The sequence below is a fragment of the Pseudohalioglobus sediminis genome, from assembly GCF_008370495.1.
Classification (GTDB): domain Bacteria; phylum Pseudomonadota; class Gammaproteobacteria; order Pseudomonadales; family Halieaceae; genus Halioglobus.
In genome coordinates this window covers 394,008-414,878 of record NZ_VTUX01000002.1, presented here as the reverse complement: position 1 = coordinate 414,878, position 20,871 = coordinate 394,008, and the positions used below count along the sequence as shown (strand labels likewise).

General features: G+C 61.5%; 19 protein-coding genes. 15 read left to right on the top strand and 4 right to left on the bottom strand.

The genetic code is table 11. The annotated features are described in order from the left end of the window. Positions 1 to 24: 24 nt before the first annotated feature. The 4 genes from cofE to ung are packed head-to-tail and all read left to right on the top strand — an operon-like array spanning position 25 to position 5,683. Positions 25 to 780, top strand: coding sequence for a coenzyme F420-0:L-glutamate ligase (gene cofE, locus F0M18_RS05860; RefSeq protein WP_262500842.1), 756 nt, complete (start codon positions 25 to 27; stop codon positions 778 to 780). Positions 781 to 824: 44 nt separating this feature from the next. Continuing rightward, complete coding sequence (gene cofD, locus F0M18_RS05855) at positions 825 to 1,766, top strand: 2-phospho-L-lactate transferase (RefSeq protein WP_262500841.1); 942 nt, start codon at positions 825 to 827, stop codon at positions 1,764 to 1,766. After that, positions 1,763 to 4,960 (top strand): 5-amino-6-(D-ribitylamino)uracil--L-tyrosine 4-hydroxyphenyl transferase CofH, encoded by a 3,198-nt coding sequence (gene cofH / locus F0M18_RS05850; protein ID WP_262500840.1) that lies wholly within the window; start codon positions 1,763 to 1,765, stop codon positions 4,958 to 4,960. The genes cofD and cofH overlap by 4 nt, the downstream gene beginning before the upstream one ends. A 30-nt stretch (positions 4,961 to 4,990) precedes the next feature. Beyond that, on the top strand, positions 4,991 to 5,683 hold the full coding sequence (gene ung, locus F0M18_RS05845) for a uracil-DNA glycosylase (protein ID WP_149610467.1): 693 nt from the start codon (positions 4,991 to 4,993) through the stop codon (positions 5,681 to 5,683). Between the two features lie 11 nt (positions 5,684 to 5,694). On the opposite strand, the gene F0M18_RS05840 is transcribed toward ung, so the two are convergent. After that, the gene (locus F0M18_RS05840; RefSeq protein WP_316838359.1) at positions 5,695 to 6,273 is read right to left on the bottom strand and encodes a phosphoribosyltransferase; all 579 of its coding nucleotides are present in this window, start codon (positions 6,271 to 6,273) and stop codon (positions 5,695 to 5,697) included. Positions 6,274 to 6,445: 172 nt separating this feature from the next. Between F0M18_RS05840 and F0M18_RS05835 the strand changes: the two genes are divergently transcribed. Beyond that, on the top strand, positions 6,446 to 7,195 hold the full coding sequence (locus tag F0M18_RS05835) for a hypothetical protein (RefSeq protein ID WP_149610466.1): 750 nt from the start codon (positions 6,446 to 6,448) through the stop codon (positions 7,193 to 7,195). Here F0M18_RS05835 and F0M18_RS05830 read toward each other — a convergent pair. Beyond that, the gene (locus tag F0M18_RS05830; RefSeq protein WP_188109608.1) at positions 7,162 to 8,364 is read right to left on the bottom strand and encodes an MFS transporter; all 1,203 of its coding nucleotides are present in this window, start codon (positions 8,362 to 8,364) and stop codon (positions 7,162 to 7,164) included. The genes F0M18_RS05835 and F0M18_RS05830 overlap by 34 nt on opposite strands. 195 nt (positions 8,365 to 8,559) lie before the next feature. Here F0M18_RS05830 and F0M18_RS05825 point away from each other — a divergent pair, with 195 nt between their 5' ends. After that, on the top strand, positions 8,560 to 10,293 hold the full coding sequence (locus tag F0M18_RS05825) for an isocitrate/isopropylmalate family dehydrogenase (RefSeq protein WP_149610464.1): 1,734 nt from the start codon (positions 8,560 to 8,562) through the stop codon (positions 10,291 to 10,293). Positions 10,294 to 10,335: 42 nt separating this feature from the next. Here F0M18_RS05825 and ygfZ read toward each other — a convergent pair whose 3' ends face one another. Further along, on the bottom strand, positions 10,336 to 11,271 hold the full coding sequence (gene ygfZ, locus F0M18_RS05820) for a CAF17-like 4Fe-4S cluster assembly/insertion protein YgfZ (protein WP_149610463.1): 936 nt from the start codon (positions 11,269 to 11,271) through the stop codon (positions 10,336 to 10,338). A 130-nt stretch (positions 11,272 to 11,401) separates the two neighbouring features. Here ygfZ and F0M18_RS05815 point away from each other — a divergent pair, with 130 nt between their 5' ends. Further along, positions 11,402 to 11,668 carry an FAD assembly factor SdhE gene (locus F0M18_RS05815; RefSeq protein WP_149610462.1) on the top strand — a complete coding sequence of 89 codons (267 nt, stop codon included), beginning with the start codon at positions 11,402 to 11,404 and terminating at the stop codon, positions 11,666 to 11,668. Continuing rightward, entirely contained in the window at positions 11,619 to 12,038 is a 420-nt protein-coding gene (locus tag F0M18_RS05810; RefSeq protein WP_149610461.1) for a protein YgfX, read from the top strand. Before F0M18_RS05815 ends, F0M18_RS05810 begins: the two co-directional genes overlap by 50 nt. Here the strand turns inward: F0M18_RS05810 and nadB are convergent. Continuing rightward, entirely contained in the window at positions 12,000 to 13,622 is a 1,623-nt protein-coding gene (gene nadB, locus F0M18_RS05805; RefSeq protein WP_149610460.1) for an L-aspartate oxidase, read from the bottom strand. The genes F0M18_RS05810 and nadB overlap by 39 nt on opposite strands. A 268-nt stretch (positions 13,623 to 13,890) precedes the next feature. On the opposite strand from nadB, the gene rpoE reads away from it, so the two are divergent. The 7 genes from rpoE to lepB all read left to right on the top strand — a co-directional run bounded on the left by rpoE (position 13,891) and on the right by lepB (position 20,849). Then, entirely contained in the window at positions 13,891 to 14,469 is a 579-nt protein-coding gene (gene rpoE, locus F0M18_RS05800; protein WP_149610459.1) for an RNA polymerase sigma factor RpoE, read from the top strand. 85 nt (positions 14,470 to 14,554) lie between these two features. Then, positions 14,555 to 15,148, top strand: coding sequence for a sigma-E factor negative regulatory protein (locus F0M18_RS05795; protein ID WP_149610458.1), 594 nt, complete (start codon positions 14,555 to 14,557; stop codon positions 15,146 to 15,148). A gap of 7 nt (positions 15,149 to 15,155) precedes the next feature. After that, on the top strand, positions 15,156 to 16,112 hold the full coding sequence (locus F0M18_RS05790) for a MucB/RseB C-terminal domain-containing protein (RefSeq protein ID WP_149610457.1): 957 nt from the start codon (positions 15,156 to 15,158) through the stop codon (positions 16,110 to 16,112). Between the two features lies 1 nt (position 16,113). Further along, on the top strand, positions 16,114 to 16,590 hold the full coding sequence (locus F0M18_RS05785) for a SoxR reducing system RseC family protein (protein WP_149610456.1): 477 nt from the start codon (positions 16,114 to 16,116) through the stop codon (positions 16,588 to 16,590). A gap of 40 nt (positions 16,591 to 16,630) precedes the next feature. Next, complete coding sequence (locus F0M18_RS05780) at positions 16,631 to 18,034, top strand: DegQ family serine endoprotease (RefSeq protein WP_149610455.1); 1,404 nt, start codon at positions 16,631 to 16,633, stop codon at positions 18,032 to 18,034. Positions 18,035 to 18,201: 167 nt separating this feature from the next. Continuing rightward, the gene (lepA, locus tag F0M18_RS05775) at positions 18,202 to 20,001 is read left to right on the top strand and encodes a translation elongation factor 4 (RefSeq protein ID WP_149610454.1); all 1,800 of its coding nucleotides are present in this window, start codon (positions 18,202 to 18,204) and stop codon (positions 19,999 to 20,001) included. After that, entirely contained in the window at positions 20,001 to 20,849 is an 849-nt protein-coding gene (gene lepB, locus F0M18_RS05770) for a signal peptidase I (protein WP_149610453.1), read from the top strand. Before lepA ends, lepB begins: the two co-directional genes overlap by 1 nt. Positions 20,850 to 20,871 lie beyond the last annotated feature (22 nt).

Sequence of the window (20,871 nt, the reverse complement as noted above, 5' to 3'; positions counted from 1 at the left end):
CCGCTTTTTAGCATGGCAAATTCCGTGCAGCTGTTAGCGCTGGACGATTTTCCCCTGGTGAGTCCCGGGGATGACCTGGCGGCGCTGTTGCTCGACTGCCTGGGCAGCAACCAGCTGTGCCTGCAGGCAGGCGACGTGCTGGTGCTGGCGCAGAAGATCGTATCCAAGGCAGAAGGGCGCTATGTGCGCCTGGCTGATGTGCAACCCTCGCCAGCGGCGCGGGAACTCGCCCGGCGTGCTGACAAGGATCCGCGTCAGGCGGAACTCGTGCTGCAGGAGAGTCGCGAGGTGCTGCGGGTGCGACCCGGAGTGGTGATCGTAGAACATCGCAATGGCTATGTAATGGCCAATGCCGGCATCGACAAGTCCAACATTGAGAACTCTCCCGAGGATCCAACGGTGCTGCTGCTGCCGGATGACCCCGACCAGTCCGCGGCCAGTTTGCGTCGTCAACTCGGCCAGCGCAGCGGCGTTTACCCACAGGTGATCATCAATGACAGCGTGGGACGCGCCTGGCGCAACGGCACTGTGGGTATGGCCATCGGCACCGCAGGCCTGCAGCCGACGCACAACCAGGTGGGCGAGCGTGACCTGTTCGGCAATGTGCTTGAGGTGACTGAGCCGGCGGTGGCCGATGAGTTGGCAGCGGCGGCCTCACTGGTCATGGGGCAGGCGGCCGAGGGCTGCCCCGTGGTGCTGGTACGCGGGCTGAAGCTGTCCGAGGCCAGTGTGGGTTCACAAAGCCTGTTGCGTGAGCGGCACATGGATATGTTTCGCTGATGCCGCCGGGGGACACAGCGCAGGATAAACCGGCGGAAACTTGTGTGCTGGCGCTATCGGGTGGTGTGGGCGGCGCCAAGCTGGCGCTGGGGCTAGACCGCATCCTGCCCGCGGGTGCCCTGCACGTTCTGGTCAACACCGGTGATGATTTCCAGCACCTGGGCCTGCATATCAGCCCCGATATCGATACGCTTCTATATACGCTTTCCGACCGTGCCAACCCGGAACAGGGCTGGGGGCTGGCCGGTGAGACCTGGCAGGTGATGGCAGCCCTGGAAGCGCTGGGTGGCGAGACCTGGTTCCAGCTTGGCGACAGCGACCTGGCGACCCACCTCTGGCGCAGCAGCCAGCTGCTTGCCGGCGTTGACCTGATCTCGGTGACGCGGGAGCTGGCCTCACGCATGGGAGTACACAGCCATGTTCACCCCATGAGCGCGCAGCCAGTGCGTACCACGGTGCACTGTGCAGAGGGCGACCTGCCATTCCAGCATTATTTCGTGCGCCGGCGCTGCCAGCCCCGGGTGCACGGGTTTTCCTTCGCCGGGCTGGACCAGGCACAAGCCAATCCGGATGTCATGGCGTTGCTGGCCGGCAAGGAGCTCAGTCACATCGTGGTCTGTCCTTCCAATCCCTATGTCAGCATCGATCCGATACTCAAGCTGCCCGGAATGTGGCAGGCTCTGCGCGATCACCCGGCGCCGGTCATTCTGGTGTCACCTATCATCCAGGGCGCGGCGATAAAGGGGCCGGCGGCAAAAATGATGGCCGAACTGCAGGTGCCGGTCACCGCGGCAGGCGTGGCCCGGCACTACGCGGACAACTATCCTGGCCTGGTTGACTACTTCCTGCTGGATCATGCGGACGCTACACTGGCACAGGAAGTTGAAGCCGTCGGCTTGCGCCCGCACACTGCGCGCACCCTGATGCATGATATTTACGACAAAACGCAACTGGCGAAAACTTGCCTGGCCCTGGAGTCCCCGTGAACAAAGTCCACGCCCTGGTTCCACTCAACTGTTTCAGCGCGGCGAAAACCCGCCTGTCGACCTGGCTGACGCCGGCGGAGCGTGCGGGCCTGGTGGTGGCCATGGCCAGGGACGTGCTTACTGTCCTGCGACGCCATCCCCGCATCGCTGCGGTGACCCTGCTTTCGCCCGATCCGGCGGCAGCTGAGATAGCGGCTGAGCTGGATATTGATTTCGTGGATGAGACTGGTCTAAACCATCGTGGCCTCAATGGTGCGCTGGCGGAGACGGCGGCCGGGTTGAGAGGCCAGGGCGCGCAGGCGCTGCTGGTGTGCCACGCAGACCTGCCGCTGATGCGCGCGGGTGACGTGGACGCGGCGCTGGACGCCTTGCCCCCGCAGCGGGGTGTGGTGATTGCTACCGACGTGGCGGGCCAGGGCACCAATATGCTGTTGTTTAGCGCCGACTACCTGCCGCAGTTCGAATTTGGCGAGGACAGCCAACGGCGCCACGCCGACGCCGCACACGTAGATGGCATGACGGTTGAAGTATTGCAGCGCGAAGGATTGGCTCTCGATGTCGATGAGCTTGCGGATATCGCCCACCTTATCAGACACGAGGATGCCGGCCTGCATACCCGGCAGTTCCTGCTCGATAGCGGACTGGCGCAACGCATGGCGCCCCTCCCGGAGAGCCAGTGGCAAACCTTGCGCAAGGACATGCTCGCTGGAGAACTGCCCAGCGCTAGCGCGGCCCTTTCGCTGGCAGCGTGTGACGATACCCCTGCGCTGATGGCGCTGGCAGGCGAACTGCGAGACCGTGGGCACGGTAATCTGGTGACGTACTCGCGCAAGGTGTTTATTCCCCTGACCCAGCTCTGCCGTGACGTGTGTCACTACTGCACTTTTGCACAGACGCCAAAACGCATCGACAGCCCCTTCATGCCGGTAGAAGAGGTGCTGGAACTGTGCCGGCGCGGTGCCGCCATGGGTTGCCAGGAAGCGCTGTTTACCCTCGGTGAGAGACCCGAACTACGCTATAACGCCGCCCGCGCAGCGCTGGCGGAGATGGGCTATGGCACCACGCTGGAATACCTGCGCGATGTGGCCGCCCGGGTATTGCAGGAGACCGGGCTATTGCCGCATATCAATGCCGGTTGCATGACGGCAGAGGAACTCGCTTCGCTGCGCCAGGTCAGTGCCTCCATGGGAATCATGCTGGAATCCTCGGCACCGCGATTGTGTGACAAGGGTATGCCGCATTACGGGTCCCCGGACAAGCAGCCCGAGCGCCGCCTGGAGACGCTGGAGCTGGCGGGCCAGGCTGCGGTGCCGTTCACCTCCGGCATTCTGATCGGTATTGGTGAGACACGCCGGGAGCGTATCGAATCCATGCTGGCGCTGCGCGACGTGCACGCGCGTCACGGCCACCTGCAGGAAGTGATCATCCAAAATTTTCGCGCCAAACCAGGCACCCTGATGGCCGAGGCTCCGGAGCCTGACCTCGAGGAACTGCTCTGGACCATTGCCGTGGCGCGGCTCGTCTTTGGTGCCCGGATGAGCATCCAGGCGCCGCCGAACCTCAGCCCTGGTGTCCTGCAGCAACTGGTCGCGGCGGGCATCAACGACTGGGGCGGTGTGTCGCCGCTGACGCCTGATCATGTCAATCCTGAGGCGCCGTGGCCACACCTGGATAAACTGGCACGTGAGACCGCGGCTGCGGGAAAATTCCTGGATCAGCGGCTCACCATCTATCCGGCCTATGTGGCCGGGCGAGCGCGCTGGTTGGATCCTGCCGTGCACACGGCGGTGCTGAACCACAGTGACAGCATGGGCTTTGCGCGTCGCGACCCATGGGTGCCCGGTGAAGAGCGCGACATACCCGAAGTGGAGCGGGGTCTACTGGCGCTGGATCCGGCGCCTGCAGCGGTTTCCCCCGAACTCCGGGAAATCGTCAAACGCTGTCGAGCGCAGGCGCAACTTGCTGATGCGGACATCGAGCGGCTGTTCCAGAGCCGCGGCGCCGATTTCGCCTACCTGGTAAAGCAGGCTGACGACTTGCGCGCGAGCACCGTGGGTGACAGCGTGAGCTATGTGGTGAACCGCAACATTAACTACACCAATGTGTGTTATTTCAAATGCCAGTTCTGCGCGTTTTCCAAGGGCAAGGCCAGCGAAAACCTGCGCGGTCGCCCCTACGATATCAGCGGTGAGGAGATAGCGCGTCGCTGCACCGAGGCCTGGGAACGTGGCGCGACCGAGGTCTGCATGCAGGGTGGTATCCACCCGGATTACACCGGCCAGACCTACCTGGACATCCTGCACACGGTGCACCTGGCAACCCCGGGGATGCATGTGCACGCATTTTCACCACTGGAGGTATGGCAGGGGGCGCAGACGCTGGGAATCGAGGTCCGGGACTACCTGCGCCAGCTGCGTGACGCCGGGCTGGGCACGCTGCCGGGTACAGCTGCGGAAATTCTCCACGACGAGGTGCGGGCCGTCCTGTGCCCGGATAAGCTCGACACGGCGCAATGGTTACACGTTATGGAGGCGGCGCACGAGCTTGGGCTGCGCACCACGGCCACGATCATGTACGGCCATGTGGAGGCGCCGCGCCACTGGGCAAGGCACTTGCGCCTGGTGCGCGAACTGCAGCAGCGCACCGGCGGTTTCACCGAGTTCGTACCGCTGCCCTTTGTGCACATGGAAGCGCCTCTGTATCTCAAGGGCAACGCCCGCCGCGGGCCGACTTTCCGCGAAGCGGTGCTGATGCATGCGGTAGCGCGGTTGGTGTTCCACGGCCTTATCGACAATATCCAGACATCCTGGGTGAAGATGGGAGCGGAGGGTGTCGCCACCTGCCTGGCAGCCGGTGCCAATGACCTCGGCGGAACCCTGATGAATGAAAGTATCACCCGTGCGGCAGGGTCCGGCCACGGCCAGGAGTGGTCACCAACGCAAATGGAACAGCAGATCAGGCGTTTGCACAGGGAGCCGCGCATGCGCACCACGCTTTACGCGGACGCGCCGGAGGCACAGCGTGACGCGGCGTTTGCCGCTGCGCCACTTGCTGCGGCGCGCAATGCCAGCGCCGGCAAGCGTCAGCGTGACAAGCTGATCCCCACGCTGCAACTGGCAGCCAGTGGGCAGCCTCGCTCGCCGGTGCCTGCGGACGGTGAACCCCAGGTATTTTTGCTGGCGGCCTGTGACTAGGGCCGGCGCCGTGTGTGCAGTGAGGCTGGCGTGACAACGGCAGATATCAGGCTCGAACGCAGCTGGCTGGACAAGCTGGGCGCCGAATTCCAGCAACCCTACATGCAGCAGCTGGCTGAGTTTTTGCGCAGTGAAAAACGCCAGGGCAAGCGTATCTTTCCAGCGGGCAGTGAAATCTTCAGTGCTTTCGAGCACACGCCGCTGCACGCGGTGAAGGTGGTGATTCTGGGGCAGGATCCCTATCACGGTGAAGGCCAGGCACACGGCCTGTGTTTTTCGGTAAAGCCCGGAGTAAAGGTGCCGCCGTCCCTGCAGAACATTTACAAGGAGATTAACGCGGAGCTTGGCCTGCCGGTGCCCAGCCACGGTTATCTGACCAGCTGGGCGGACCAGGGCGTTCTGCTGTTGAACAGTGTGCTCTCCGTGGAGTGTGCCAGGGCGGCATCCCACCAGGGCAAAGGCTGGGAAACGTTTACTGACCGCGTGATCGAACTGGTCAACCGCGAACGTGAAGGCGTGGTATTTATGCTCTGGGGCAGCTACGCCCAGCGCAAGGGCGCCATCATCGACAGCAATCGGCACTGCGTGCTGAAGGCACCGCACCCTTCACCCCTGAGCGCCCACCGGGGATTCTTTGGCTGCGGGCATTTTCGCGCTGCCAACGATTACCTGCAGCAACGCGGTGAGGCACCGATCGACTGGTCACTGCCGGAGCAGGGCTGACGGGTGTCGCGCTAAAGCGCCTGGCGATGGCGCAGGATGCGGTCACGCAGGTGCCCGAGCCCGGGTTTCTGCTCGGCGATTTCGCTGTCGCTGAGGCCGTCCAGTTCGTGCGGAAACACCAGCCATTCATCGCGCTCATGCAGATAGAAATCGGGCTCCAGGCTGGTGAGGTTGTTGGCTGGCTTGAAGTAGGGGGTGGCTATCTTCACCTGTGGCATGTTTTCACCGCAGCGACGCTCAAGGTCGAGGATGACCTGTTCCACGCTGCGCCCGGTGTCGAAGACATCATCCACCAGCAGCAGCCTGCTGTCGGCCTTGACCCGCTTCACGAGATACCCCAGCCCATGCACGCTCACTGAAGCAGCAGTCTGGCCAATCCCAGTGTAGTGGGAGGTGCGAATCGCGATATGATCCGTTTGCAGCCCGAGAAAATGCAGTAGCTCCTGTATGGCGATGCCAACCGGTGCGCCACCACGCCATACGCCAACAATGTAGTCGGGCGTGTAAGAACTCTCCAAAACATGCAGGGCCAGTTCATAGGAATCCAGTAGTAGCTGGTTGGCGTCGATGTAGGTTTTCTGCACTGGCATGGTGTCACCGTCGTCTGTGGTGGTATTGATCCGCCGCGAATACTACCAGACTTGGCCACAAGCGAGAGCTGCTGCCTGCGCTGGTGTGCAGACGCCTGCAACAGCCCCGGGCGCAGTTGGCGTGCTCGATACAGGATGTCATCATGCGAGCTTGCGTGCAGGAGGGTGGGCGATGAAAAAGTGGTTGCTGGCAGTGATCCCGGTGCTGGTGGTGGTGCTGGGCGCCTGGTTTGTGGTGCCGGCCCCATTGAAGCGGGATGCGCCGCGACAACTGCCCTGGGTGCTGCCCGATTACCGTCAGGCATCGGTGCACTGGTATGTGGATGATTATGGGCGTATCAGGAACGAGGTCGAGCACCTGTTCCTGCGTGATATCAGTCCGCAAATGGTGGCGTGGTTCTATCGCCAGCTGCCAATTTCCACCATTGACTATGCTGGTACCAGGTACCCGCTCTATCATATTTTTCATCCCACCGAACACGGGCGTATCCGGGTGCTGGACCCCGCTGAAAACGGGGTGGCGGGAATGGGTCGTGGCGCCATGATCATGCGTGAAGAATGGTTTGGTCCCTATGACAGTCGCGGCAGGGCGCGCCTGCGATCATTCTCCGACCAGGGCATGCTGGCGGTGCCGCAGTTTGCCGGGCTTGATATGGGGCGCGTCGAACACCACTGGCAGGCCGAAGCGGGGGGCACCCGTTACCGCGTCGACGCGATCATCGGGGTGGACTGGCCACTGCTGGGGCCGCTGGTGAACCTGGCGATCCGTACGTGGGTATTCCATCCACAGTTTATGGCGCAGTGGCAGCGGCATCAGGTAGAAGAAGTAGGCAGCCTGCAGTTTTTCCTCCCGGCGCTGTATGCCCAGCGCGATCGCGGCAATCATTTTCAGTTGGAGGCTGAGGGGGGCGTCCGCAGGTAAAAGGCCCATGCTGCCAGCGCACTGGCGGCCAGTGTGTAGAGCACACCGCCCAGGGCCATGCTATCCATGCTGGTGCCGTGATCAATCAGCCAGCCCATCAGCACCGGGGCGATAGCGGTTGCGAATACCATTGCCGCTGTGGTCAGGGACTTGATGGAACCGAGGTGCAGGGTGCCGTACATCTCGGCAAAGAAGGGTGAAGACAGGGTGGAGTAGAAGCCGACCGAGACCCCCATCAGGCCCATGAACAGGATCGCGAGCAGGAAACTGTCGCCTGTCGACAGGCCCAGCAGGCCGGCTCCCAGCGGCAGGCAGACCAGCGGTACCAGGCGCACGGCCCCGTAGCGGTCCACCACCAGGCCCGCCAGCAATTTGCACAGCGTGCTGATCAGCGCATAGAACAGGTACAGTCCGCCCCACGCCGCGAAGCTCCAGCCTTTCTCGTCCACCAGCTGGACCTGGTGAAACATGAAACCGGTGAACAGCAGGGGTTGTGCCAGCAGTGCCGGCAGGAACAGGTAGAAGTTCGGGTCCCGTATGACCTCGTCTCGCCGCCACTGGCGTTGCTGGCGGGTCTCGTCCCCGGCGGGGCCGTGATTGATGCTGGCGAGGTAGGCATCGTGGCGTTGCCGGTGCCCGCGCAGCAACCAGAGCACCAGTGGCGGCAGTAGAACCAGCAGCGCACCCCAGAACACCCAGGACACACGCCACCCCCACAGCGCCAGCAGTGCAATGGCGAGCGAGGGCAGCAACGCTTCGGAAAAGGAGTAGCCCATGCCGCCCAGGGCATTGGCCTTGCCCTTCTGGTGCTCCAGATACCGTACCATCGCGGTACTGCCGGCCAGGCTCATCAGTCCCTGTCCCAGGTGCCGCAGGGCAAACAGCGCGAAGAACAGTATGAGCGCATTGGGTGTTGCCGCCATCAGCCAGCAGGCCAGGGCGAGGCCCAGACTCACGCTGCAGGCGTACCGGGGCAGCGACATCCGGTCCACCAGGGAGCCGGTCCATAGCAGCAGTAACGCACTGGCCAGCGTCGCCGCGGAGTAGAGCGTGCCGAAGTCACCGTGGGATAGGTCAAGGTCGTCCCGGATTGCGCCGCTGAACAGTCCGATGAAGTAGGTCTGCCCCATGCTGGAGGCAAATGCCATCAGGAAACCGAAAAGCAGCAAGCGCCATTCCGCGCGCACTAGAGGTAGGAAGGATTTCATGGGCCGCGATTATGGCAGGGCACGGCAGGCGCTGACAGCGGTCTTTCGACTAAAATCGACTGGTCTCGCCGCAGCAAAGCCTTTACAGTTGCGGCTTTTCGCCGGGTTGGACCTTTTCACGGTCCCATACGCCCGGTTAACCAGCCGGGAGGAAGCATGAGTTCTAGGATCAAAGTCGAAAAGCCACTGGTCATTCTGCATGGGGATGAGATGGCGCAGATCGCTTTCGAGCGCATCCTGGAGCAGTTCGTCACCTCGCGCCTCGACATTGAACTGGTCGAAGTGGACCTGACCGCAGAGAATCGCCTGGTGACGAATGGCCAGGCGGTGCGGGAGGCGATCGATGCCCTGAAAACGCACGGAGTGGGTGTCAAGAATGCCGGGATGACGGTGAATCGCGCGCAACTGGACGAGTTGATGGCAAAGCACCCGGATATCCGCGAGGCGGAACTGGACAAGCTGGCGACCAAGTCGCCCAACGGTGCCATTCGCAAGGGCATCGGCGGCAATATCACGCGGGAGGATATCGAGTTCCGCAACCTGAGAAGTGTGCGTCCGGACTGGGTCGATCGCGACATCGAAGTCGATACCATGGACAGTGGCGGCCTCGATTTCAGTTACAGTGAATTGTCCGCGGCCACCGGCGTGGCCAAGGTCATGTTTGTCGGCAGCAGCGGCGACCCACAGGAATTGCACCGTCGTACCCTGAAGAAGGGCGATCCCTGGATGCTTGCCACCAACAGCGTGGAAGAAGTGAAGGCCTGGGCGCACCGGTTTTTCCAGCGTGCCCTCGATGAGAAACGCGACATATACCTGGGGCTGAAGGACACCGTGGTGCCAGGCTATGACGGTGTCATGCGGGCAGCCATCGAAGACATCTACGAAAGCGATTACAAGGACAAGGTTGCTGCGGCCGGCCTCAGCTACCACTATGAACTTATCGATGCCCAGGCGGCGCGCATTATTTCCAACCCGCCAGAACGCGCGCTGTGGGGCGTGCCCGACAACGTCAGCGGGATGAAACTCTACAAGCTGGTGCAACAGCTGAAGCGCTACGGTTTGCCGGAACGCAAGGCACATGTCTCCATCTCCCGCATGAGTGCAGGCGGCGGAGACCAGTATGGTAGCTACAATACCCCTGCCAGCGAGGACGGCATCATCAAGGTGGTGGTGGACGGGCAGGAAAAGCATGCCCGCTTCGTCAAGGCCAATGACCCGATCCTGTTCATGTCCAATGACCGCGACGCCATCAAGGACTGGGTCAAGCAGGTGTTTCGCGATGCCTCGTTGAACAAGAAAGAAGTGTACTTCGGCCTCAAGCGTGAGTTTGTTAATTACGACGAAGTCTTCAGCTCCATTATCCTGGAAATTCGCAAGGAACTGGCAGCACTGGATACGCCGCCGCCGTCGTTCATGATAATGCGGCCCTCGCGCCAGCTCAGCAAGATGATCTGCGATCCCCCGCGCTGGGGCCTGTACCCTGCGCAGAACCTTGACGGCGATATTTTTTCCGACATTTCCGCCGCCCTCGGCGGCAGTCTTGCCACGGCCAGTTCGGTCATCGAGAGCAAGGACGGGACCATGCTTTACGAGGCGCCGCACGGTACGGCCCACGATCTTTACCTGCGCTACCTCGAAACCGATGGCAAGGAAGCCAACTTCAATTCCTCGGCGCTGATCTTTGCCGTGGGCAATGCACTCGAGGAACTCGGCCGCAGGGAAGACAACCAGCCGCTCTGTGACTATGCCAGCAGCCTGAAGACGGCGTTGATCGAAACTGTTGCACAGGGCACCATCACCGGCGACCTCAAGGGCAAGACCACGGATCCCGCTGCCGAGAAGGTAGTGGATATGTGCGGATTCCTCGATGCCGTCGAGGCCAACCTCTAGCCTTCCGCCCCGGTAGCGCCGGGCGCAGCGGTGCAGGGCGCGCTAGGCGCCGTCTTCCGCCAGCGTGTAGGGTAGCGAAGCCAGTATGAGTAAGCTGTCTGTGCCTTCAGGGTACAGGCCGCTGGCGATACCTGACTCGGTGGCGCTGACCAGGCACAGGCATTTGTGTTCGTCTACGCTGCTGTTGACCACGGTGCCCGTGGCCTGATCCGAGCCAGGGCTGTACAGTGACGTACCCGCAGGTATGGGTGCTGCTGCGTTCAGGCCGGCCAGGTACATGCGGCGTTTGGCCTTGCCGCGATAGTGCAGGCGCGCGACGATTTCCTGGCCGGTATAGCATCCCTTGTTGAAGCTCACGTGTCCGGTGACATCGTAGTTCAGCATTTGTGGCAGGAACTCTTCTATCGTTGCCGCCTCCACGCGGCCGATGCCCGCCCTGATCTGCTGTGCCTGCCAGGCGCTCTCGGTGCCCGCCTGCAGGGCGTCCTCAAGCGCGGCGAAATGTTCGGCGTGCTGTTGCATGTCGATATAGGCCTCATACTGCGTACCGGCGTCGTCAAGCTGCACCAGTACGTAGCCCTCGCCGGCGCTCACCCCGTAGCGCTCGCCGGGGCTGGTGATGCCCAGCCTGTTCAGGCGGTCCTTGAGTTCGTCCCCCCAGCAGCCGATCACCTGCCAGTCTGTTCGCTGCGTTTCGATTTCCGCCTTGGAGAAGACGATGTACTTGCCAAAAGTGGCGGCGGCGTGGTCGAGGATGTCCCTGCGCATGCGCAGCGCGTGGTGATCCGGGCCCAGTTGCAGCAGCAGGAAATCGCAAACCATGCGCCCCTTGGGTGTGCAATAGGCACCGGGTGTGGCCTGACCGGCATCGACCTTGCGTGTGTCGCAGGTGGTCTGGCCCTGCAGAAATGCCAGGGCGTCGGGGCCATTGATGTGCAGCAGTGCTTCCTGTTGCAGTGGAGCGTAGAAGGCAGTCACAGTGAGTTCCTCGCTGGGGTAGGGGGCTAATGATAGGGCCTGTACCGGGGCCTGTCAGCAGTCGCCACGGTGATACCTGATGGGGGTATAATGTGGGCCTCTGATCTGTATAGTTCAAGGCAAGACTGGCATGGTATCCAATGAAGAAATCAACCGTATGCGCTGGGCGGCCCGTCGCGGCATGCTCGAACTCGACCTGGTGTTGGAGCCATTTGTGCAGATGCGTTACGCCGGGCTGGATGCAGCAGATCGCGATCGCTTCCAGGCATTGATGCGTTGCGAGGACCAGGAGCTGTTCGGCTGGTTCCTGCGCCGGGAACAACCTGAGGACGGAGAACTGGCAGCCATTGTCGGCAAGATACTCGATTTCACCCACACTGCGCCTGAGGATCGCTGAGTCACCCACCCGGCGCATCGCGGCGGCAGTGCTGGTGGTGGCTTTCGCGGCTGCCGTGCTGCATACCGCCCTGTATGGTTATCCCTGGCTGGCGCTCGCGCTGCTAATATTGCAGAGCGGTGTCTTGATCCGCGCGCGTCAGTCCAATGTCGAAGGCGCGGTGCTGGCCTGGAACGCAGGGCGCTGGACGCTGGAGCGGGGCAGTGACTGTCGCAGTATTGCCCTGCGGCGGGCGCATTGCCTGCCCTGGGTGACCTATCTGTGCTGGCGCGAGGACAATGGCCTGCACGGGCAGCTGTGGCTATTTGCCGACGCCTCAGATCGGCAGCAGCTAAGGCGCTTGCGCGTGCGCCTGGCTCTCGAGGGGTGAGTTTTCCGGCTTGAGTACCGTGTCAACGGCTTCAGCGAGCAGTTCGGGGTAGTCCAGTGTGTAGTGCAGGCCGCGGCTCTCCTTGCGCTCGATGGCGCAGCGAATCATCAGCTCCGCGACCATGGCGAGATTGCGCAGTTCCAGCAGGTCGTTGCTGACCTTGTAATTGCCGTAGTACTCGGCGATTTCAGACTGCAACAGCGTGACCCGGTGCAGGGCCCGTTGCAGCCGCTTGTTGGTGCGCACGATGCCCACGTAATCCCACATGAAGCGACGCAGCTCGTCCCAGTTGTGAGAGATGACGACATCCTCATCGGAATCGGTAACCTGGCTTTCATCCCACGGCGGCGCAGCGGCGGGTGTCGCGCCACGCTGCAGTGCACCGGCAATGTCTCCGGCAGCGGACTCGGCGTACACGATGCATTCCAGCAGCGAATTGGATGCCATGCGGTTGGCTCCGTGCAGGCCCGTGCAGGATGCTTCTCCAATGGCATAGAGACCGGGTAGGTCTGTGCGCCCCGCGGTGTCGACAATAATGCCGCCACAGGTGTAGTGCGCCGCAGGCACTACCGGTATCGGTTCCTTGCTCATATCCATACCGAGTTCGAGGCAGCGCTGCATTACAGTCGGGAAGTGGCTTTCCAGGAATTCCCTGGGGCGGTGTGAAATGTCCAGGTACACGCAGTCAGCACCCAGGCGCTTCATTTCGTGGTCGATCGCGCGCGCGACGACGTCGCGCGGCGCCAGTTCGCCGCGGCTGTCGAACTTGTCCATAAACCGGCTGCCGTCAGGCAGCAGCAGGCGGCCGCCTTCACCGCGGACAGCTTCGGTCACCAGGAATGACTTGGCCTCGGGATGGTACAGGCAGGTCGGGTGGAACTGGTTGAATTCCAGGTTGGCCACGCGACAGCCCGCGCGCCAGGCCATGGCGATACCGTCGCCACTGGCGCCATCGGGGTTACTCGTATAAAGGTAGGCCTTGCTGGCGCCACCTGTGGCCAGCACGACAGCCTGCGCCTGGAACAGGTCCACGCGTTCGTTTTCCCGGTTGAGGATGTAGGCCCCGCTGCAGCGATTGTCCTCGTTGACGAGGTCGACGGCAACGCGATGGGTAAAAACTTCGATGTTGTCCGCTGCCAGTGCTCTTTCCGTCAGTACCTCGGATATGGCCCGCCCGGTGCGGTCGGCGGAATGAATGATGCGGCGATGACTGTGCCCCCCTTCCATGGTCAGGTGGAACTCACGCCCCTGGGTCTCCGGGCGATCCTGGCGCAGGTCGAAATCCACGCCCTGGCTGACCAGCCATTCCACGCAGCGGCGGCTATTGCGCACGGTGAATTCCACGGCTTCCCGTTTGCACAGGCCCGCTCCGGCGGTGAGCGTATCCTCGACATGTGCGTCAACCGTGTCCCGGTCATGCAGCACCGCCGCCATGCCACCCTGGGCCCAGTAGGTGGAGCCCTGGTTCAGGTCGGCCTTGGAAAGCAGTGCTACCCTGTAGTGAGAGGGCAGGTGCAGGGCCAGGCTCAGTCCTGCAGCGCCACTGCCGATGATCAGTACGTCGTGTTGGTAGGTTTTGGGCACGGGCCTCTTCGCTTGCCGCTGTGGGGAGTCAAATATATTATATGGCTCAACAACTTAGCGCCACTGAACATCACCCTGGAAGTCAATTATTACGACTTCCGCCTGAACAAGGAATCACCACCGTGTGGTCTGCATCGCGGCACTTTTTCGCACTTTCCCACAACTTTCCCGTTGTCAGTGAACTCAGGCACGTCCTTGCGGTCTATGTTGGCGGATACGAGAGCAGAGTCAGCGCAGCAATGCCGTTGGCCACGGAGGGGTTAGGGGCGTGACGGCTGCCGAAACGGACCAGCAGCTCGTCGCCAGAGTACAACAAGGCGACTCGAGAGCATTTGACATGCTGGTGCTGAAATACCAGCACAAGATTTTCAGTCTCATTGGTCGCTATGTACACGACGCCGATGAAGTACAGGATGTCGCACAGGAAGCCTTTATCAAGGCCTATCGCGCCCTGCCCAGGTTTCGCGGTGACAGTCAGTTCTATACCTGGTTATACCGGATTGCTGTGAATACGGCGAAAAATCACCTGGTTTCGCGCTCGCGGCGCCCCCCTGGTTCCGACGTGGAAGTGGAGGATGCCGAGTATTACGAAGGCGGCAGTGCACTGCGGGATATCGAATCGCCGGAAAATGCACTGTTCGGGGCCGAGTTAAAAGAGGTTGTGGAGGCCGCGATAAGGGATTTGCCTGATGACCTGCGCAGTGCGGTAACTTTGCGCGAGTTTGATGGTCTCAGTTATGAGGACATCGCCGAAATCATGGATTGTCCGGTTGGTACGGTGCGCTCGCGAATATTCCGCGCGCGTGAGGCCATAGACACCAAGGTAAGAGAACAGATCGACGGTTAGCGCCCTGGGCGTGTCGATTATCAAGCGGGGTGATTGCAGGCCCTGCGTTGAAACAAGTAAACGCACCCGGTGCGGAGGAACAACAATGAGTGAGCAATTGCGGGAATCGCTTTCAGCGTTAATGGACGACGAGGCCAATGAGCTGGAACTGCAGCGTCTGCTAAAAAAGCTGGATGGCGATGCCGAGCTGCGATCAACCTGGGTTCGCTATAACGCCGTGCGCTCGGTCATGGCTGGCCAGGACGTAAGTCACATGCAGCTGGATATTTCGGCCCGCGTACGCGAGGCAATCGCCACCGAGCCGGCCGCAAAGCCCTCGTTGCGTGAGAGACTGTTTCGCCCTGTTGCCAGTTTCGCAGTGGCCGCCTCAGTGGCCGCAACCGTGGTGATCGGCGGGCAGCAACTGTCGCAGCTGGGCGCCGATCCCCAGGGCGCCAATGCGTTCGCCGGTGGCGGGGTATCGCCGGTAGGCATGGTCAACAGCCTCGGGGCGACCACAGTGCAGGCCAGCTACGGAACTGAGGCGGTGCCCGTGCTGGAGCCGGCTGCGCGCACCGCATACAAGGAGCTGGCGCGCCAGCGTATGCAGATGTATATGCAGGAACACGCGGAGCACGCCGCCCTGAATTCGCCGCACGGTCTGATTCCTTTTGCCCGCGTCCCGGAAATACGCGAGTAAGCAGCGCATGCCAGTTTTGCCCAACATCGGCGCGGTGCGTGGAGCGTTTTTTGCCATCACCCTGTTGCTGTCCGCAGCGGCCAGCGCTGACACCTGTCCCGAAGTAGACCGTGAAGCACTGGAGTGGCTGGACAGGATGTCCCGCAGCGTGCACGAAGTCAGCTATCACGGTGTGGTCACCTACCAGCGTGGCGACATGGACATGCAGGTCATGCAGGTGTCCCACTCCGTCACCGGTGATACCAGCTCCGAGCGCTTGACCCAGCTGACGGGGCAGGGCGCACAAATAGTGCGTCCTGAGCATCCCCTGGACTGCGTACACCCCGGACACAAGCTGCTGCGGCTGAGCAACCAGATTGATGGCGGGTATTGTGGCGTCGCCGCGCAATACCGCTTCCAGGTGACAGACGGCGAGCGCGTGGCCGGTCGCAAGGCGGTGAGGGTGCTGATCAGCCCTCGCGACATGTATCGCTACGGCTATGCCATGGATCTCGATCGCAAGACCGGCCTGTTGCTCAAGACAACGACACTGGGTCGTGGCAACCGGGTCCTGGAGCAGTTCCAGTTCGCCGAGATTTCCTATAACAAGCGCGTTCCCGAAGGTGTCGATATCAATGTCGTGCACGAGGCCGAGCACCCGGCCCCGGGCGCCGTGCAGCAACCGGCGCGACTGCCACAGGGATGGCGCCTGGGTTGGTTGCCGCAGGGCTTTGTGGCCACCGCCAGCGAGCCGGCGAATGCCGGACGCAAGACCTTTACCGATGGCCTGGCCGTGTTTTCTGTGTTCGTTGAAGTCCTGGACCGGGAGATCCGTCCCGGAGAGGGCCTTGTGCGCGAGGGCAGCACCACATCCTACAGCCGCGGCCTGAGCCTCACCGGTTCGCCGCTGTTGATTACCGTGGTTGGCGAAGTGCCGGTCAACACCGCTAGAATGGTGGCCGATTCGGTAAGGTGGGTACGCTGACGTGTTGTTGGAAACGGGACGAGTGGTGGCAGTGGAGGCCGACAGTGTCTGGGTCGAAACCATCCGGCAGTCGACCTGTGGTGCCTGTGCCGCGCAGAAGGGCTGTGGTCATGGCCTGCTCAACCGGATATCCGACGGGCATCGCTCGCTGATACGCGTGCTGCCCGGCAAGGTCGCTGCCAGCGATTGCGCGGTGGACGACGAGGTGCGCATAGCCATTCCGGAAGATGTCATTCTTCGAGGCTCGCTGATCGTCTATATCCTGCCGCTGCTGCTTATGCTCGCGGGGGCATTCTTCGGTAGTACCTGGGTTGCAGCCAACGCCGATCTTGGCGCGGCGCTGGGCGCGGTAGCGGGATTTGTCGCCGGCTTCATGCTGGTGCGGGCCCACGCACACCGGCACCGCAACGACGACTCCCTGCAACCGACACTGGAAGGTATTCTGCACCGCCGCGTGCAGGCTCTACACGTCGGCTGAACCGGCCGGCAGTAACAACTCAAGCTGATTGGACGCTGGAATGACTGTATTGACACGATTGACCTCCGTACTGGTTTTTGGCATCACCGTGCTCTGCGCCCTGCAGGTCAGGGCCGCTGAACTTCCCGATTTTCGCAATATCGTCAAGCAAAGTTCGCCCGCCGTGGTGAAGATTATCGTCGAGGCCAGCGGGCCCAGGCCGGGCAGTGGCCAGCCGGGGCCGGAGGAGATTCCCGAGTACCTGCGACGTTTCTTTGAATTCCGCGGTGCACCACCGGCACCTCACCAGCGTATGGGCATGGGTTCCGGATTTGTCATTTCCGGTGACGGTTATATCGTCACCAACAATCACGTGGTGGAAGGCGCCGACAGTGTGCTGGTGCGCCTGAGCGACCGCCGCGAGTTCGAAGCGGAGGTGATTGGCACCGACCCGCGATCAGACCTCGCGTTGTTGAAAATTGATGCCGAAGATCTGCCCACCCTGCGGCTCGCTAAAAACGACGAGCTTGAAGTGGGTGAATGGGTGCTGGCAATCGGTTCGCCGTTCGGCCTCGATTATTCCGTTACTGCGGGTATTGTCTCGGCCAAGGGGCGCAGCCTGCCCACGGAGAACAACGAGAACTACGTGCCGTTTATCCAGACTGACGTGGCGATCAATCCCGGCAACTCAGGCGGTCCGCTCTTCAATCTGGCCGGCGAGGTGGTCGGAGTGAACTCACAGATATTTACCCGCAGTGGCGGTTCTATCGGGCTGTCTTTCGCGATTCCGGTGAGCGTGGTGCGCAATGTCGTTGATCAGCTGAAAGCAGACGGCAAAGTGACACGCGGCTGGCTGGGTGTGACTATCCAGGATGTGGACAAGAACCTGGCAGAGTCTTTTGGTCTCGATCGCCCGCGCGGTGCGCTGGTGGTACAGGTGGCCGAGGACGGGCCCGCTGACGATGCTGGCCTGCGCGAGGGCGACGTTATCGTTCGCTTTGATGGCAAGGACATTCCCACCTCATCCCACCTGCCTCACGTGGTCGGCCTGATTGCACCGGGTTCACGTGTGCCCGTAGAAATCATGCGCGATAAAAAGCGCAAGACTATCAAGGTGGAAGTAGGGGGCCTGAATGCGGATGACAGCTTCAGCTTGCGCGGCGGCGACAGCGCCGAGGGCCAGGGCGGCAAGCTGGGTGTGATTGTGGCCGAGGCGCCGCAGGAGCAACTGGAGCGCTGGAGCCTGTCCGGCGGCGTGCAGGTGCGCGAGGTTGTGCCGGGCTCACCGGCTGCCGAGGCGGGTATCCGGCCTGGCGATATCATTACCCTGGTGGGCAATTCCCCGGTCAAGTCTGTCGATGCGTTTGAACAGGCAGAAGAGAAATTGCGCGGGGGCAGTTCCGTGCCGCTGCGCCTCATGCGCCGGGGCTCGCCCATGTTCATCGGGATCAAGTTGCCCGACTAGTCCTGCAGGCTGAGTCCGGGACGCGCAGTCCGGGACGCGCAGTCCGGGACGCGCAGCCGGCGACGCGCCAGGGTGTGGCGATAGCCGCAGCGGGCGCTTTCAGGTACAATCCGGCGTTTTTTGGCGGCCCTCAATGAGTGCCGCCTTATTTTGTCTGGACCCAAGCATTGAGCGATCTCCAACACATTCGGAATTTTTCCATCATCGCCCACATCGACCATGGCAAGTCGACGTTGGCCGACCGTTTCATACAGCACTGTGGCGGGCTCTCTGATCGCGAGATGGACGAGCAGGTACTCGATTCCATGGACATCGAGCGCGAGCGGGGCATCACCATCAAGGCCCAGAGCGTCACCCTCGACTATCCAGCCCGCAATGGCGAGATCTATCAGCTGAATTTCATCGACACACCTGGCCACGTGGATTTTTCCTACGAGGTGTCCCGCTCCCTGGCCGCCTGCGAGGGCGCCTTGCTGGTGGTCGATGCGGGGCAGGGTGTGGAAGCCCAGTCCGTGGCCAACTGCTACACCGCCATCGAGCAGGGGCTGGAAGTCTTGCCCATACTCAACAAGATGGACCTGCCGCAGGCGGATCCTGATCGGGTGAAGCAGGAGATCGAGGAGATTATCGGCATTGACGCCACCGAGGCGTGCCCGGTCAGCGCCAAGTCAGGCCTGGGTATAGAGGATGCGCTGGAGTACCTGGTTGAGTCTATCCCGCCACCAGAGGGCGACCGCGATGCCCCGTTGCAGGCACTGATTATCGACTCCTGGTTCGACAACTACCTGGGCGTGGTGTCCCTGGTGCGCGTGAAACAGGGTGTATTGCGCAAACGGGACAAAATCGTCGCCAAATCGATAGGCAAGGCGCACCAGGTCGACAGCGTCGGTATTTTCACCCCCAAGAGGCAGGAACGCGATTGCCTCCAGGCCGGCGAGGTAGGCTTTGTTGTCGCTGGCATCAAGGATATTCACGGTGCGCCGGTGGGCGACACCCTGGTGCACGACAAGAGCCCCGACGTACCCGCTTTGCCGGGATTCAAAACCGTCAAGCCGCAGGTATACGCCGGCATTTTCACTATCTCCTCGGACGATTACGAGGATTTTCGCGACGCGCTTGGCAAACTCACGCTGAATGACGCCTCGCTGTTCTACGAGCCCGAGACTTCTGACGCGCTGGGTTTTGGTTTCCGCTGCGGCTTTCTGGGCATGCTGCATATGGAGATCATCCAGGAGCGGCTGGAACGCGAGTACGATCTCGACCTGATCACCACCGCACCGACGGTTATCTACGAGGTGGTCAAGAAGAACGGTGATGTGATCAAGGTCGACAACCCGTCGAAACTGCCCGATGTGGCTGATATCGAGGAAATGCGCGAACCGATCGCTCGCTGCAATATCCTGGTGCCGCAGGATTACCTGGGTAATGTCATTACCCTTTGTGTGGAAAAGCGCGGTGCCCAGGTGGATATGCAGTTCCTTGGCGCCCAGGTACAGGTGACCTATGACATTCCCATGGCGGAAGTCGTGCTGGATTTCTTCGACAGGCTGAAGTCCGTCAGCCGTGGTTATGCATCCCTGGACTACAGCTTCGAGCGCTTCGAGGCGGCAGCCCTGTCACGCCTGGATGTGCTGATCAATGGCGAGCGGGTCGATGCGCTGGCAGTGATCGTGCATCGCGATCATGTCCAGTATCGCGGGCGCGCGCTGACCGAAAAGATGAAAGAGCTGATCCCCAGGCAAATGTTTGATGTGGCGATCCAGGCCGCGGTGGGAGGCAAGATCGTGGCCCGTACCACGGTCAAGGCGCTGCGCAAGAACGTGACGGCGAAATGTTATGGCGGCGACGCCACCCGCAAGAAGAAGTTGCTGGAGAAGCAGAAAGAAGGGAAGAAGCGTATGAAACAGGTGGGACGGGTTGAAATACCCCAGTCAGCGTTTCTGGCGGTGCTGAAGGTGGACGGTTAATGGGTGGGGTAACAATAGATTTTCCGTTGATACTGGTCATTCTCGTGGCCGGCTCCGGGCTCATTTGGCTGCTCGATACCTTGTTTCTGGCCCCCGGGCGTAAACAGACCATTGCCGATCTGCAGCAGCAATACCCGAACTGGGACCAGGAGGGCAACCCCCAGGAACAACAGTACGCAGCCAGGGTGAAGGACAGTGCCAGGGAGCCCCTGGTCGTTGAATACGCGCGCTCGTTTTTCCCGGTGTTGTTCGTGGTATTCGTACTGCGCTCCTTCATGGTCGAACCTTTCCAGATTCCATCCTCGTCCATGGTGCCGACCCTGCAGGTGGGCGACTATATACTGGTCAACAAGTATACCTATGGTCTTCGCCTCCCGGTCACTCGTACCAAGGTACTGGACCTGAACGAACCCCAGCGCGGAGATGTGATGGTGTTTTTCCCGCCACACATGAATGACACCTATTATATCAAGCGGGTGATTGGTCTCCCCGGGGATACGGTGTCCTATCGCAACAAACGTCTTTACGTGAATGGTGAAGCGGTAGCTCATGAAGAGGTGGCTGTGGTGCCAGGCCCCAATGGTCGCTATCGCATGGGCCAGGAAGTACTGGGCGATGCCAGCTTCATGATGCAGGTCAACGACGCCAGACGGCCACTGAACTTCTCGGTGGTGGTGAAGCCCGGACACTACTTCATGATGGGCGATAATCGCGACAACAGCGCGGATTCACGTATTTGGGGTCAGGTCCCGGAAAAGGATATAGTAGGCAAGGCCTTCGCGGTATGGATGCACTGGGACTCATTCTTCAGCCTGCCCAGCTTCAGCCGCGTTGGCGCCATAGAATGATATAAGACAGTCAGGGGAGACA